A 12,976-nucleotide genomic window follows, 5' to 3' on the forward strand; every position below is an offset into this window, starting at 1 on the left:
CAGCGGACCCCTCGCAAGAGGCGGTGAGAAGACCGCTGATGCTTCCGCGCGTTCAGCACCCGATCAGGCAGCCGCGCCGCAACCGTGCAAGATCATCTACTTGATCGCGGAAACTGCGAAAGCCGAGGTCGTGTACACCACGGTGTTAGTCCATTCCCACTCGTCGTCGTCATCGGTCACGACCTCGTCGAAGACGCGATGGATGTATCTCGCGGGGTGCCCTCGGTCGCGGCCGAACTGCATGGCGAAGCTGCGGCTGGCGTAGGTGCGCGTCGTGAGGCGCCCCTCGGCGTAGGTGACCTCGTTCGGCTCTGGCAGGTCGGCGAAGGTCACGAGTAAGGGATACGTGGTCGCCCACGTCCCGGTCGGGTGCTGGCGACACGGCGACACCTCATCAACGCTCCATTCCTCACGTATGACAGTGATACGGTTATCGTCACACGACGCTACGGGAGGACGCAATGGCTGTTCTGAACATCAGGTTGGATGACCGCGTCCGCGACCAACTCAAGGAGCTGGCCGACGATCAAGGCGTCTCGCTCAGCGAGTACGTCCGCGACCTGCTCATGGAGGCGGTCGTGCCCGTCTACCAGAGCGAGGTCGAGCACGGCGACGAGCCCCCGGCCGAAAGTATGCGGATCGCGGACCGGCAGGTGCTCTCGCTTCTCCACCGGATCTTGGCCCGGGTGCTACCGGAGGACGCCAACGGCGTCGACGGCGACCTGGAGTACCAGCTAATGCGGGCGAAAATCCTCGAGGAGGGCTATACCGGCGAGTACTGGTACGAGACCGCCGGCTTCAGCACGGAGCTATCGAAGCGGGACTGCAACCGCGTGTCGGACATCCTGCAGATGTTCCGCGTCGTCACGTTCAGCATCGCCCACCTCGAGAAGGAAGGGAAGCCCGTCGCCGAGAAGCTGGCCCACCAGCTCCAGTTCCAGGGCTTCGACCACAACAACTCGCTGGAGGGACACATGGCGAGATACGTCGACTTCCTGATGCGCGACGGCAAGCGCTGGACCGAGTTGAAGCCCCAGTTGGAGCGCAACGACAACGGGAACTCGCATTCGCCCGTGCTCGACACCTACCTGCGGATGCTTGCCGAGTACCGGCGCATCATGGACAGTCGGGAGCGGGGGTTCAGCCCCCTCGATCACCTGCTGTCAGACGACGAGCTCGAGCAGATCGCTGACGCGCGGGTCCACCCATCCAGCCGCCGCCACTTCCGCTCGGTCGTTCGGTACGACGGTGACGCGGCGCTGATCAAGATGCCGTCCGAGAACACCGTCCCCGGCCGCGCATACGAGATCCGCGACACCGATCGCGAGACCGTCCTCGCGAAGGGAGTGACCGGCCAGGAACTCCTCGACGCCCGCCGCGACCAGCTCCACAGCTATCTCGGGGAGGACCCGGAGCGCACGAACATCGCGATGGTCGATGTGTCCGCCCTGATCCAGCGCCACTCCGAATAGATCTGCTTAAACCGTGGAACGAACACAAATCGTGCTCTCCCAGCAGCAGTACCTCACGGAGACCGCCACCTGTGGCCCCCGGGGAACACGGGTGTACCGACACAGCCCCGGGCATAGGGAGGCACTGATCGCCGGGGCCGGCTTCCCATCGGACATCCCCGAACTCCTGGCCGGCGAGATCGTGTCCCTCGCCGCCGTGCGCGCCGCCCAGCTATGGAGCAATCTGCATGACGAGTGAGCATGTGCCGCCGGACCGGCGATGGGCACTGTTCATCGGTGGACTCGACGCGGGTGGACGACCTCGCCCCATGGCCCACGCAGACCTCGTCCGGCTGACCGAGAAGTGGCCGACGACGGCGGCCACGCCCCCAGGTGTTGCCGACCTGCTGAGCACCGCCCGTGCCCTCATCACCCTGGCGTGGTTTCACTACGAGTCGATGGTCGTCGCCGGAATGTGGTCCCTGCTGGCGGTCGAGGCGGCACTGCGCGTGCGGCTTGACAGCGAGCAGCAGCTCGTCAAGCTAATCGGACGCGCCCAACAGGAGGGGCTCATCACCGACAAATGGGCGACTCAGCTTCAGGCGGCCCGGCATTTGCGTAACGATCTCGCCCACGCCCGACAGCAGGACGCCTGGACGCTCGGAATGGCCGCGCCGGTACTCGCTACGGCCCACGAGGTAATCGCGGTCCTGTACCCGGATTGAACCGGCTGTCCAGGTGCACCATTGGGTACGGCGACGGGCCGAAGCCTCACGTCCAGATCAGCTCGTGATCCTGCCCTCGCGGTGCGGTCGAGACTGTTCACCCTGGTCAGCGCCATGTTCGCCGGCCGCAAGCTGCTGCCACGGCCCGACCGACCAAGCCCTTTCGACGATCGGGTTGCGTCGATGCTTCCGCCCATACAACTGCTGTTTCAGCGCGACGCCGGCACCCATCGGCCACGGGTGCTCCTCGCGCGCGGTACGAGCACCGAGCGCGACTTGACCGGGAGACCTGTCCTTCAGTGTCACCCAGTGCTCTATTTCACCAGCAGAGACTACGCCGATCGGAAAGTCGGGGCGCTCGCGATCGAGCAGCGGTCGGTGAAACGCGCTGTTGAGGACGTGAAAATCTTCGAGGGTCACGATCAGCCCGACGCGAGGGCGGTCTCCAGGGATGTGTGCGAATGCCGGATGCTGCTCGCCGATCAACCGGTCGGCTCGCTCCAGCTGCTTGACGCCCTTGTTGAGCATTCGCTTCAGCTCGGTTGACGCCTCATCACTGCCCGCCCGGACGGCGGCCGTCGGTCGGACTGATTTCACCTCGACGAGGACGACTACCTCGGGCAGCGTGACGATGAAGTCGACGGTCTCACGGTTGTCGCGGCCGTAGCGGAAGCCGGGCTCCACCACATCGGGCCCGAGGAGGCGCAGGTGTGAGCCGATGTAGGGCTCGAAGAGGTCGCCGAGATCATCCGCGAAGGCTTTGCCCCATTTGCCGACCCCGGCGTAGTAAAGACCGAGTGGGCTGAGACGCCGCACGACGAGTGCGGGAACGGGGATGAGCCAGTCGTCGTGAACTCCGCTCACTGCAGGCCGGCTCAGCAGCGGGTTGTGCCCGTATCGGCGCCACGCAGATGGACGTGGCCTTGCGTTCTGGGCGGCGAACTCGGAGGCATCGATCACGTAACTACGTGCCCAGGCGGCCCGCAAGAGATCAGGCTCGGTGACGTCGCGGAGAAAGTCGAAGTTTGGCTGGTTGAGCCATTGCGGGTTGAATCGGCCTTCGTTTGGCTTCGCTGCGATGTGCAGCATTTGACCAGCTGCGATGAACGTGACTAGATCAGCTCCGAGGAGCTCGGTGTCCCAGCCATCGCGGACCACGCGCAAGGCGCGCTTTGGCTCCGTGTGCTTGAACAGCGCGATGGCGCGAGTCAGCTCGTGACGGACCGGCAGTTGATACTCGAGCTGCTCGCACAGCCGCAGGAAGAACCCGGCCACGGGTCCGTTGTAGCCCTCGACCACCTCGGGGTCGTCAAGTTCGTTGTAGGCCTCGTTGCACGCGACCAGGTCAGCGAAGGTGGCGTCTTTTCGGTGCTCGTTGCCGTAGGCAAGGCTGACCCGGGCGATCTCCGCGAGAGCCCAAGGCGAGCCGAGGCCGCGCTGGCCCGCCTTCATCCAATCGTCAGGCTGCATGCGCGTCGATGCGAACTGCGCGATCAACGGCATCAGAGCGCTCGGTTTGTGCCTGCGCACCCGGGCGATGAACTCCTCGTCCTTCACGTGGCCATCGTGACCGACGGCTCCGACACCAAGGGTCGGCTTGCCCCGCAAGACGAACGTCTACCGGCGCATGCATTCAGATGGCCCGCGCGAGCAGGACGGTCTGCGCGTCTCGCTCGCCGCCCTGGGCGGCGCGGACGAGGCGGCAGGTCTCGATGAGTCCGATGGCGCTCAGCTGTGATGCGACGTCGTCTGCGGTGGTCAGGTAGCGCTCGAGCTGGACGTCGTGGCCGAAGCGGCGGTAGGCCGCGGCGACGTCGCGCGTGCCGTGGCCGGACTGAAAGGCGAGCAGGAGGTGGCCTCCGGCGCGCAGCACGCGGGCCACCTCGGCGAAGACGCGACCGAGGTGTTCGGGCGGAGTGTGGATGGTGGAGTACCAGAGCAGCACGCCGGCGAAGCGACTGTCGGGGTGGGACAGGTCTGCGATGGAGCCAACCGCGAAGGATAGATCCGGGTGATCGCGGCGGGCGGCGGCGACCATGGCCGGGGACAGGTCAAGCCCTTCGACGTTGCAGCCTCGGTCGGCCAGATACCGGGTCATGCGCCCAGCGCCACAGCCGGCATCTAGTACCGGGCCCCCGGCCTCCACCGTGGCGGCGAAGTGGTCGAGCATCGCTAGGTCAAGCGCCGCTTCGGCGCGGGTGTCGGGCAGGTGCGCGGCGTAGTCGTCGGCCACGGTGTCGTAGGCCTGCTGCACGAACTTGTAGTCGACAGGGCCTGCTGGCCGCGTCATCCTCGAATCCTTCCAAGGGAACGTCGGCCACCGGGCCGCTTGTGAATCGCACCTGCGCTCACTCGTGGGCGAAGGCCTGCCGACCGTACCGAGTGACGACCTCCCCGCCGGAGGATCTCCGACGGGGAATAGGGGACGCCCTCAAGGGCGGACGGTGCGCCGCATGACCTGGGAGATCACCGCGTAGCCGAATCGCTCGTATAGGCGGATGGCGCCTCGGTTGGCTGCGAACACGTTGAGGCGTACCTCGGTGACGCCGAACTGGTCCAGAGCCTCAGCTTCGACCAGACGGACCGCCAGTTCGGCATACCCCTGGCCGCGGTGCTGAGGATCGACGTACACCGACCAAACCCACCCGTACTTCGCCTCGGCCGACCCTCGAACTCCAAGCCAGATGTGGCCTACCCAGTCGCCGTCAACAGTGATAGTCCGCAGAAGCATCCCCGGTGTCTGCGGTCTAGCGGGGAGCAGGGCCTTGAGGTCCGCATCGGCTCGCGCACGAGCCTGCTCGATGGTCATCTCACCGGAGTGCGTCGCGCCAACGACATACGTGTCGGCTGCCTGTTCCAGGAAGATCGCGTAGTCCTGCGTAGAGACCGGCAGAAGGAAGACGGACACGGCCGCACCTTCGCACAGCGGTCCCTGCGCCGCGGCGTACGACCCGGTCATTCGGTCGGCGACGAGGACCGTAGCGGGAACGCCCTACGGCGACGTCCGCACAGCCGCCGCAGTCACGGCCACCGTTTCGCAAGAGGATCCCCTTGTGGGACACCAGGAGGGGGCAGTGATGGGTTCCCAGCTGATCTTTCAATAGAGGTAGCGGTCGATGCCGGAGCTGAGGGCCCACATGCGGTTCATTCGGTCGGCCGTGCGGACGTAGGCGGCTTCGTCGGCCTCACTCAGCGTGCAGTCCGTGCCGGGCGGCCTGGCCCGCAGCCGGGCGATGAGTAGGCGGGTGTCGTCTGTCGGGGCGAGGTCAAGCAGGCCGGCCAGCCGGGCGAGCAGCGAGACCAACCCGGCGCGGCCTTCCCAGCGGTAGGTGTCGCCGAGCTGCCCCGCGTGGGCGTCGATCACCTCGGCGATGTCAGCGTCGAGAGCGGGATGGCCGAGGGCGGCCGCGGTGGCCGACAGCAGGTCGATGTCGGCGGCCGGCAGGGTCAGCGCGGTCAGCGGCGCGTGCTCGTAGCGGCCGTCCGGAGCGAACAATCGGCCCCGCCTAGCTCCGAGGGACTGCGTCGGCGCCAGGGCGGCGAGCAGGCGCTGCACGGCGCCGAGGGCGACCTGATCGGCCAGCGGCGCCGGCAGCCGCAGCGGCTCGACGTCGGCGGCGGGACCCTGTCGTTCCTCGTGCTCCCACAGACCCAGGCACAGCAGCACCTCCTCCACCGCGCGCAGCGGCACGAGCAGCTCACCGTCGAGGTCGACGACCAGCACGGTCTGCTGCCCCGCCGCCGCTCCCCCGGCCGGTGCAGGCTGACCGGCTGCGCGCTCAGCCACCGGCGGACCACCGCTCGATGGCCGACCGGCAGGTCACACCGGTGGCCCGGCCGACGGCGGTCCACGAGGCCCCGGCCGCCCGCGCGGCGTACACCGCCTCGTCTAGGACGCAGGCAGCGGCGGCCTGCCGGACCGCGGCCTGCTCGACGTCTTCAAGGGTCTGCCAGGGCTCGATGTGGCGGCGCCACTCCAGCATGACCCGCTTCTCGTCGGCGGCCTCCAGATCGACCCACGGGCCGGTGACTGCCAGTCGCCGCGATGCCGGGTCGGCCCGCTCCGGTGCGGGCACCCGGGTCCAGGGGGTTCCGCGCCAGCCGCAGGTGCAGCCGGCGACCCAGCCGACCACCGTCGCATCCGGGCGCCACTCCTCCGCTTCGTCGATGACCTCCCGACGGACCTGACCGCCGGTGTGATGCACGATCCCGTCGCCGCCGATGACCGCGCCGTCCTGCCAGACGCCCTCGACAGTGCAGCCGTCGGGGTAAGTCAGCCGCACCCGGTCGCCGTTCCGCGGCCCGTCGTCGGGTCGGCGGGCCACCAACACTCCGCGGGCACTGGTGCTCCCAGCGCCTTGCGCGCCGTCGGCGAAGACCGGCACCACCCACCCCTCGTGCGCCTCGTCGCCCACGACCGGGCCCATCCATCCCATCGCTCCTCCTCGTGCTGCCTCGTACCGCGTCGTCACCGCAAGCTGGTTGTGCTGGTCCAGTCTCGGTCAGCGTCGACCGACCTCGCCCAGCCGAGACACCGCGTGCCCGGAATCTGGGGACGCCGCAGAGGGCTGTGGACAGCGCTCCACTGCGGCTGTTCCCGGCGACCGTCGCCGAAGGCTGCGCAGCCTCCGCCGGTCGGCTCCGGTCGCGCGAAACTGGCATCGCCGGCGCCTGGGAACCGGAGGACGACGGAGGAACGGCGCCGAGGTACGTGGCTACGGACGGGCGGCCACCAGGTCTAGCGGCGAGCGTCGACCCACGCGTAGAGGTCCTCGCGCCGGTAGAGGACCCGGCGGCCACGGCGGAAGCTGCGCGGTCCGGTGCCGAGGTGACGCCAGTACCGCAGCGTGGCGACGGGAGCACGCAGCACCTCGGCTGCCTCGCTGATCGTGAGCAGGTCGGGCTGCTGGCCGACGGCGTGGTCGACGGTGTGGTCGGGCATGACTGACTCCAGGAGGGGCAGGTCGTTTACGGGTTCACTCGTAGAAGGCGCGATCTCACGGCCCTTGGTGACAGCTCACAGCCAACTTCTCCAGAACTTCTCCCGTGAAGCTCCGGTCCTCCTCCGGTTCCTGCCGTCTTGCTCCTGCGTCTCCGAGCAGCGGCGTCCTGCGGGAGACCATCGATCGTCGCCCGCCCCGCGGGTCCGCGGTCAGCGCCTCGGCCTACTCGCCGATCCGCTCGTGCGGCACCTCGTTCTCCACCGTGCGAGCGGCGGCGCCCCACCCGAGACCGCACCTCATGAGGGGGTCGTTCAGGATGCTGCTCGTGCGACAGATGACCGCGCCGGTGGCGTCACACCCCCGGCACCGGGGCGAAGGACGAATCCGCGCGGACCTCTCGGAGGGGAGTTGAGCGCCCAGGCCTTCGTCGACGAGTCCGCCCGCGGATCGCGGTACCACGTGTGCGTCGCGGTTGTTCTCGATGGGGACGTCGACGCGCTGCGCCGCCTCGTCCGTTCCTTCTGCCTGCCCGGTCAGCGGCGGTGGCACTTCGTCACCGAACGCGACAGCCGCCGCCGGCAGATCCTCGACGCGTTGATCGACAGCGGACAGGTCTCGGCGTTGGCGTTCTCCGGCAAGGACCGCGAGGACGATCTACGCGCCGAGAGCTTCCGCCGGATGGCCGCTGCACTGGTCAACCGTGGCGTGCACCGACTGGTCATCGAATCCCGGCAGGGCCGTGACCAGCGTGACCGGCAGATCCTGGTCGAGGAGCTTCATCGTTTGGGCGACCCGGTGCTGCAGTATGTCCACCTGCCGCCGAGCGGCGACCCGCTCCTCTGGGTCGCCGATGCACTGGCCTGGAGTCACTCGGCCGGAGGCGCGTGGCGACAACGCATCGCCTCGATCACCACTGCCCAGGACGTGACCGGCCGCTAGAAACCGCGGAGCCCGGCTGCTCACCGTCCGGAGAGGAGCCGGGCCCACTTCCTGAAGCTCAGCGCAACAGGCGACTTCCAGTGTAGGGATAACCGGCTTGGTCGCCAAGCGGCCGACGGAGCCCCTGATCGGTGCCGCCCCCCGCCTCAACCGCGACTCCCCGGTGAGCCGGTGGCGATGAGGCGCTGAGGGTGTTCGCCCACATTCCTGGCCGCTCCCGCGCAACCGGCCTCTCCTGGCTGCGGCGGATCGGGGGAAGGGTGGGCCGCAGGCCCATCCCGAAGGGACGCGCAGCGCCCTTCCGGCGAGCCGTTGCAGCCGGCATCATCGGCCGGCTGCGGGGCGGCATCGCCGGTACGGGAGGAAAACCGGAGATTAGCGAGCACGCTTCCCCCGTGCAGCACCGCGTCGGATCGGCTTCTCCTGTCCTCCTGCAGGTTGAGCGTTCGGTGCCCGACCAGGGACTCCCCCGAGGTCTTGCGGGGCAGCCCCTCGGGGACGGCATCGGTGCGGATGCGCGCGTCTAACTCCCGCAGCGCAGCGGCCAGCCGGTCCAGGTCTCTCGGGTTGTGGCCGGGGTGACGTCGACATCGCGGGTGGGCCGCGTCGACCCGTGCATCCGGGCGGGCGTAGCCACAGGCGATCACGTACGCGACGCCGTGGCGTTCGAGCACCGCCAGGATTGGTTCGGCGTCGAACTGGTCCGGCTGCGGCGGGTCGCCTGCGTCGCTCACGGCTGGGCGGTTCGCCTGGTGTCAACCAGGGCGATCGAGCACGGCGCACTTGGCGTCGAGGGCCACGCGGAGGCCGTCGCCAGTCCGCACACAGTCCGCACGATTTCCAATCGAGCCCCCGTTGGACTAATCCCTTCCAACACCATAAGCGCAGGTCAGCGGCGTGTTCCGTCGAATACCATCGACCACAAATCACGCGGGGAGAGTTCGCGATGTACTACGACATCTGACCTCTGCCGGTTTCGCCGCGGCCCCTGTCCTCCTCGCGAGGGCGGGGGCCGCGGTGCTGTGCACCTGTGCACTGGGTCCGTGACGAGCACGGGACGTCGCGGGCGATGACGGATAGCTCGCACGCCCGGTGCGCGAGCTCAGCCGGCGGTGGGCTCCAGGCTGCGGACCATCTCGTCGAGCACGGCGACGGCGCGCTCGTGGTCGCCGCCGGGAAGCTCGACGGCGTCGGCCAGGAGCGTCCGGCCGCCGAGGTCGACGGCCCAGGACGTGATTCGGGTGCCCGCGGGGTACAGCCCGACCGTCGTCACCTGCTCGGTGCGGACGGCCGCGCGACCGTCCACCTCGAGCTCGGTCCGGTCGACCTCGTCGGGCAGCGGCGCGGCGGCCTCGGCAAGGGGCAGGTCCACGACCTGGAGGGTGACCGGCGCGGTGCGGACGTCGGAGGCCTCGGGAACGACGAACCCGCCGGGCCCGAACCAGCTGCAGGCGGGCAGCACGCCGGCCTCGTTGGTGGACCAGTCGTCCGGGTACTCGACCGAGTAGCCGTCGGGGCTCGTGCAGGAGGTCGTGGCCGCAGCCGGCTCCTCGGCGGTCGGGGTCCCCGGCTGCGCCACGGCGACCGCCTGCACGGCCGGCTCGACGGCGACCGCCTGCGGGGCCGGCCCGGCGGCCGGGGACGCGCAGGCGGCGAGCGCGAGGAGCGGGGCAGTGGCAACGATGGCGCGGGAACGCACGGTCTCGACGTCCTCCCGGTCGGGGTCGGCGGGCGCCCCTCTCCTGCCCAGCGGACGCCGATTCCGAACCCACCGGAGGCGATCGACGCCGAATCGCGACATCCGCCGGGGTGTCGCCAGGTCAGTGGGTGCGCTCCTCCACCATCCGCGCGGCGACCCGACGGACCCGGTCGGCCTGCCGGGAGAGCACCAGGTCGAGCAGCCGGTCCACCGGCGGCACCTCGCCGAGCCGGGCCAGGCCGAACCACCGCGGGACGGCGACGGTGCGCGACCACGGGGAGGTCAGGCAGCCGGCGACCTGGTCGGCCACCCGCTCGGGCGCGATCCCGGGCGAGAGCCGGCCCCGGGCGTCGGCGTCCGAGGCCGGCGGATGCCCGTGGCCGCGGGCCAGCCACTCGGTCCGGACGAACCCGGGGTTGACCGTGTGCACCCGTACACCCCGGGCGGTCACCTCCCGCCGCAGTCCCTTGACGAACCCCTGCACCCCGGCCTTGGTCGCCGAGTACACCGTCAGCGGGGGCACCTGCGACCACGCCGCCGCCGAGGCGATCGTCACGATGTCGGCCCTCCCCCGGCGCGCCGCGGCGTCGAACAGGTGCGGCAGCGCGATCCGGGTCAGCTCGACGACGCCGGTGAGGTTGAGCGCGACCAGGCGCTCGACCGCCTCGCCCGGCATGTCCTCGAGCAGGCCCGCCCAGCCCAACCCGGCGTTGAGGACGACGGCGTCGAGCCGGCCGTGCTCGTCGAGGACGCGGTCGAGCAGCCGGGCGCGGTCGGCCGCGTCGGCGACATCGGCCACGACGGTCGTCACCCCGGGGAGCCCGCCGACCGCCTGCACCAGCCGGTCCCCTCCCCGCGCGCAGGTGACCACCCGCGTGCCGTCGCGGACCAACCGGGTGACGGTGCTGCGGCCGATGCCGGCGCTGCCGCCGGTGACGAGGACGACGCGACCTCCCGAACCCGTGCTCATGCCGCTCCCCTACCCACGGGCGACGTCACACCCGCACGCGCAACACCCGCACGCGCATCGAACCGGCTGGTCCTGGGCATGGATCTTCCATGCGCCTGCCCGAGCCACGGGGGCCGCTGACCCGCGCCCTCTGCACCGACCTGCCCGCCGGCACGCTCCCGCCCGCGACGGTCGAGCTCGCCGGGCGGACGGCGGCCGCCGCGGCCGACCCGCTCGGCGACGACGACCTCCAGCTGGCCCTCGCCATCTGCTACGAGCTGCACTACCGCGGCTTCGACGGCGTCGACGAGACCTGGGAGTGGGACCCGGACCTGCTGTACCTGCGCGCGCGCCTCGAGCGGCGGCACACCGAGGCGCTGCGCGAGCTGGTCGGCGATCTCACGGTCACCGACGAGCCGGTCGACCGGCAGCTCACCGCCCTCATCGCGGCCGACGACGGCCCGTCGCTGTCGTCGTTCCTGGCCCGCACGGGCTCGCTCGAGCAGTGGCGCGAGTACCTCACGCTGCGCTCGGTGTACCACCTCAAGGAGGGCGACCCGCACACCTTCGCCGTCCCCCGACTGTCGGGGAAGGCCAAGGCCGCGATGGTCGAGATCCAGGCCGACGAGTACGGCGGCGGGTCGGCGGCACGGATGCACAGCGAGCTGTTCGCCGGCCTGATGCACGATCTCGGCCTGGACGCCGGCTACGGCGCCCTGTGGGACGACGCCCCGGCCGCGGCCTTCGCGTCGGTGAACACGATGTCGCTGTTCGGGCTGCACCGCCGTTGGCGGGGCGCGGCGCTGGGGCACCTGGCCTGCGTGGAGATGACCTCTTCGGAGCCGTCCCGCCGTTACTCGGCCGGGTTGCGCCGGCTGGGCTTCGACGAGTCGACGACGGTCTTCTACGACGAGCACGTGGAAGCCGATGCCGTCCACGAGCAGATCGCCGCGGTGGACATGTGCGGGTCGTTGGTCGCCGGGGAGCCGGCGCTCACCGCGGACGTCCTGTTCGGGGCCGCGTGCTCCCTGGCGATGGACGGCCTGGCCGCGCGCCACCTGCTGGGCGCCTGGGAAGCGGGGCGGTCGGCGCTGCGGGCCGGCCGGGCGCTGGCCGCCTGAGCCCCCGGCGAGTGGCCGAGGTCAGCCGCCGTCGTCCCGGCGGGCGTCACGCAGGATGCGGGCAGCCGGCCGGGGGCGGCTCGGCGCGCTGGGCGCGGAGAACCCGGCGCGCTTGTGCGACCCGTCGCAGAACGGCTTGATGCCGGACCTGCCGCACCGGCACAGCGCCACGGTGTCGCGGCCCGGGTCGATCTCCGCGCCGTCCTGGTCGACCAGCCGGAAGTCGCCGCGGACGATCAGCGGCCCGTCCCGGTACGGCGTGATGGTGGCACCGCCGTCCTCGGGCGCAGGGGCCGCCGACTCCTCCAGCGGGGTGTCGTCGAACGGGTCGGGAACGGCGGAGTCGGGCTGCGGCACGCTCCTCCCCTGCCCCGACGGGTCCGGCCGCACACCCCGCGGCCCGAACCGGGACCCCCGCCGACACACGCCTTCCTCCTGTGTCAGGTACCTGACACAGGAGTACCGTCGTCGGGGTGAGGACGCCGCCCACCGCCGCCCGGCACCCCTTCGACGTCGTCGTTCTCGCCGCCTCGGCCGGGGGCATCCGTGCCCTCCGCAGCGTGGTCGCCGGCCTGCCGGCGACCTTCCCCACCCCGGTGCTGGCGGTCCAGCACCGGGCCCCCGGCCCGGACGACCTGCTGACCGACCTGCTGCGCAACAGCGGCACCGTCCCGGTGCACCGCGCCGCCCCCGGGCCGCTCGCCGCGGGCGTGCACGTGCTCCCGCCCCGCTGCGCCGCCGACCTGACGCCGGAGGGGTGGCTGGCGCTGCGACCGTGCGACTCGGGCCGGTGCGCCGACCTGACCATGGAGAGCGCCGCCGGCGCCTTCGGGCCGCGGGTCCTGGCCGCGGTGCTGACCGGCCGGCTCACCGACGGCGCCGCCGGGGTCCGGGCGGTACGGCGGGCCGGTGGCCGGGTGCTGGCGCAGGACCCGGCGGACGCCGAGGCGCCGGGCATGCCGAGCGCGGCGCTGGCCACCGGGTGCGTGGAACACGTCGTGCCCCTGCGGCTGTTGGCCCCGGCGCTCATCGCCTACGCGATGGCGCCGGGGGCTGCCGACCTCCTCACCGTCCCGGTGTCACCCTGGGCGCGGCTGACCCCGGGACGGGTCGTGCCCGCATGACCCCGAGCAGACGGACGACCCGCTC

Annotated in this window: 17 protein-coding genes; 6 read left to right on the forward strand and 11 right to left on the reverse strand. The window is 70.7% G+C overall.

Annotation, left to right across the window (positions count from 1 at the left end; translation table 11 throughout):
• Nucleotides 1-96 precede the first annotated feature (96 nt).
• Nucleotides 97-333 (reverse strand): hypothetical protein, encoded by a 237-nt coding sequence (locus E4P41_RS14390; RefSeq protein ID WP_209307722.1) that lies wholly within the window; start codon nucleotides 331-333, stop codon nucleotides 97-99.
• Between the two features lie 128 nt (nucleotides 334-461).
• Between E4P41_RS14390 and E4P41_RS14395 the strand changes: the two genes are divergently transcribed.
• Genes E4P41_RS14395 through E4P41_RS14405 form a run of 3 tightly spaced genes read left to right on the forward strand, consistent with a single transcriptional unit; the run spans nucleotide 462 to nucleotide 2,176 of the window.
• Nucleotides 462-1,472: a YfbU family protein gene (locus E4P41_RS14395; protein ID WP_135141963.1), complete on the forward strand. Its 1,011-nt coding sequence runs from the start codon at nucleotides 462-464 to the stop codon at nucleotides 1,470-1,472.
• Between the two features lie 13 nt (nucleotides 1,473-1,485).
• Complete coding sequence (locus E4P41_RS14400; protein WP_135141965.1) at nucleotides 1,486-1,710, forward strand: hypothetical protein; 225 nt, start codon at nucleotides 1,486-1,488, stop codon at nucleotides 1,708-1,710.
• Complete coding sequence (locus E4P41_RS14405) at nucleotides 1,700-2,176, forward strand: hypothetical protein (RefSeq protein ID WP_135141967.1); 477 nt, start codon at nucleotides 1,700-1,702, stop codon at nucleotides 2,174-2,176. Before E4P41_RS14400 ends, E4P41_RS14405 begins: the two co-directional genes overlap by 11 nt.
• A gap of 57 nt (nucleotides 2,177-2,233) precedes the next feature.
• On the opposite strand, the gene E4P41_RS14410 is transcribed toward E4P41_RS14405, so the two are convergent.
• From E4P41_RS14410 to E4P41_RS14435, 6 genes are all read right to left on the reverse strand, one after another.
• Complete coding sequence (locus E4P41_RS14410) at nucleotides 2,234-3,733, reverse strand: hypothetical protein (RefSeq protein WP_135141968.1); 1,500 nt, start codon at nucleotides 3,731-3,733, stop codon at nucleotides 2,234-2,236.
• Between the two features lie 76 nt (nucleotides 3,734-3,809).
• Nucleotides 3,810-4,466, reverse strand: coding sequence for a class I SAM-dependent methyltransferase (locus tag E4P41_RS14415; RefSeq protein WP_135141970.1), 657 nt, complete (start codon nucleotides 4,464-4,466; stop codon nucleotides 3,810-3,812).
• 141 nt (nucleotides 4,467-4,607) lie between these two features.
• The gene (locus E4P41_RS14420) at nucleotides 4,608-5,084 is read right to left on the reverse strand and encodes a GNAT family N-acetyltransferase (RefSeq protein WP_167761093.1); all 477 of its coding nucleotides are present in this window, start codon (nucleotides 5,082-5,084) and stop codon (nucleotides 4,608-4,610) included.
• Between the two features lie 189 nt (nucleotides 5,085-5,273).
• Entirely contained in the window at nucleotides 5,274-5,963 is a 690-nt protein-coding gene (locus tag E4P41_RS14425) for a LuxR family transcriptional regulator (protein ID WP_135141975.1), read from the reverse strand.
• On the reverse strand, nucleotides 5,956-6,612 hold the full coding sequence (locus E4P41_RS14430) for a hypothetical protein (protein WP_135141976.1): 657 nt from the start codon (nucleotides 6,610-6,612) through the stop codon (nucleotides 5,956-5,958). Before E4P41_RS14430 ends, E4P41_RS14425 begins: the two co-directional genes overlap by 8 nt.
• Nucleotides 6,613-6,914: 302 nt before the next feature.
• On the reverse strand, nucleotides 6,915-7,118 hold the full coding sequence (locus E4P41_RS14435) for a helix-turn-helix domain-containing protein (protein WP_135141977.1): 204 nt from the start codon (nucleotides 7,116-7,118) through the stop codon (nucleotides 6,915-6,917).
• Between the two features lie 409 nt (nucleotides 7,119-7,527).
• Between E4P41_RS14435 and E4P41_RS14440 the strand changes: the two genes are divergently transcribed.
• The gene (locus E4P41_RS14440) at nucleotides 7,528-8,058 is read left to right on the forward strand and encodes a hypothetical protein (RefSeq protein WP_135141978.1); all 531 of its coding nucleotides are present in this window, start codon (nucleotides 7,528-7,530) and stop codon (nucleotides 8,056-8,058) included.
• A 146-nt stretch (nucleotides 8,059-8,204) separates the two neighbouring features.
• Here the strand turns inward: E4P41_RS14440 and E4P41_RS14445 are convergent, their stop codons facing one another.
• The 3 genes from E4P41_RS14445 to E4P41_RS14455 all read right to left on the reverse strand — a co-directional run bounded on the left by E4P41_RS14445 (nucleotide 8,205) and on the right by E4P41_RS14455 (nucleotide 10,727).
• Nucleotides 8,205-8,792, reverse strand: coding sequence for a hypothetical protein (locus E4P41_RS14445; RefSeq protein ID WP_135141979.1), 588 nt, complete (start codon nucleotides 8,790-8,792; stop codon nucleotides 8,205-8,207).
• 368 nt (nucleotides 8,793-9,160) lie between these two features.
• Nucleotides 9,161-9,757, reverse strand: coding sequence for a hypothetical protein (locus E4P41_RS14450; RefSeq protein ID WP_135141980.1), 597 nt, complete (start codon nucleotides 9,755-9,757; stop codon nucleotides 9,161-9,163).
• 121 nt (nucleotides 9,758-9,878) lie between these two features.
• A complete protein-coding gene (locus E4P41_RS14455; RefSeq protein ID WP_135141981.1) occupies nucleotides 9,879-10,727 on the reverse strand; it encodes an SDR family oxidoreductase in 849 nt (282 codons plus the stop codon).
• Between the two features lie 89 nt (nucleotides 10,728-10,816).
• On the opposite strand from E4P41_RS14455, the gene E4P41_RS14460 reads away from it, so the two are divergent.
• The gene (locus E4P41_RS14460) at nucleotides 10,817-11,827 is read left to right on the forward strand and encodes an iron-containing redox enzyme family protein (protein ID WP_135141982.1); all 1,011 of its coding nucleotides are present in this window, start codon (nucleotides 10,817-10,819) and stop codon (nucleotides 11,825-11,827) included.
• Between the two features lie 21 nt (nucleotides 11,828-11,848).
• Here E4P41_RS14460 and E4P41_RS14465 read toward each other — a convergent pair whose 3' ends face one another.
• Nucleotides 11,849-12,184, reverse strand: a complete 336-nt coding sequence (locus E4P41_RS14465) for a CDGSH iron-sulfur domain-containing protein (protein ID WP_245177350.1) — start codon at nucleotides 12,182-12,184, stop codon at nucleotides 11,849-11,851.
• A gap of 116 nt (nucleotides 12,185-12,300) precedes the next feature.
• On the opposite strand from E4P41_RS14465, the gene E4P41_RS14470 reads away from it, so the two are divergent.
• Complete coding sequence (locus E4P41_RS14470) at nucleotides 12,301-12,951, forward strand: chemotaxis protein CheB (RefSeq protein WP_135141983.1); 651 nt, start codon at nucleotides 12,301-12,303, stop codon at nucleotides 12,949-12,951.
• Nucleotides 12,952-12,976: the final 25 nt, after the last annotated feature.

Origin of the sequence: Geodermatophilus sp. DF01-2, assembly GCF_004571065.1 — a bacterium.
Classification (GTDB): domain Bacteria; phylum Actinomycetota; class Actinomycetes; order Mycobacteriales; family Geodermatophilaceae; genus Geodermatophilus.

Coding starts and splice junctions, on each gene's coding strand:
- E4P41_RS14430 (WP_135141976.1), bottom strand. CDS start 6,612: ATGGGATGGATGGGCCCGGTCGTGGGCGACGAGGCGCACGAGGGGTGG.
- E4P41_RS14460 (WP_135141982.1), top strand. CDS start 10,817: ATGCGCCTGCCCGAGCCACGGGGGCCGCTGACCCGCGCCCTCTGCACC.
- E4P41_RS14405 (WP_135141967.1), top strand. CDS start 1,700: ATGACGAGTGAGCATGTGCCGCCGGACCGGCGATGGGCACTGTTCATC.
- E4P41_RS14415 (WP_135141970.1), bottom strand. CDS start 4,466: ATGACGCGGCCAGCAGGCCCTGTCGACTACAAGTTCGTGCAGCAGGCC.
- E4P41_RS14435 (WP_135141977.1), bottom strand. CDS start 7,118: ATGCCCGACCACACCGTCGACCACGCCGTCGGCCAGCAGCCCGACCTG.
- E4P41_RS14455 (WP_135141981.1), bottom strand. CDS start 10,727: ATGAGCACGGGTTCGGGAGGTCGCGTCGTCCTCGTCACCGGCGGCAGC.
- E4P41_RS14395 (WP_135141963.1), top strand. CDS start 462: ATGGCTGTTCTGAACATCAGGTTGGATGACCGCGTCCGCGACCAACTC.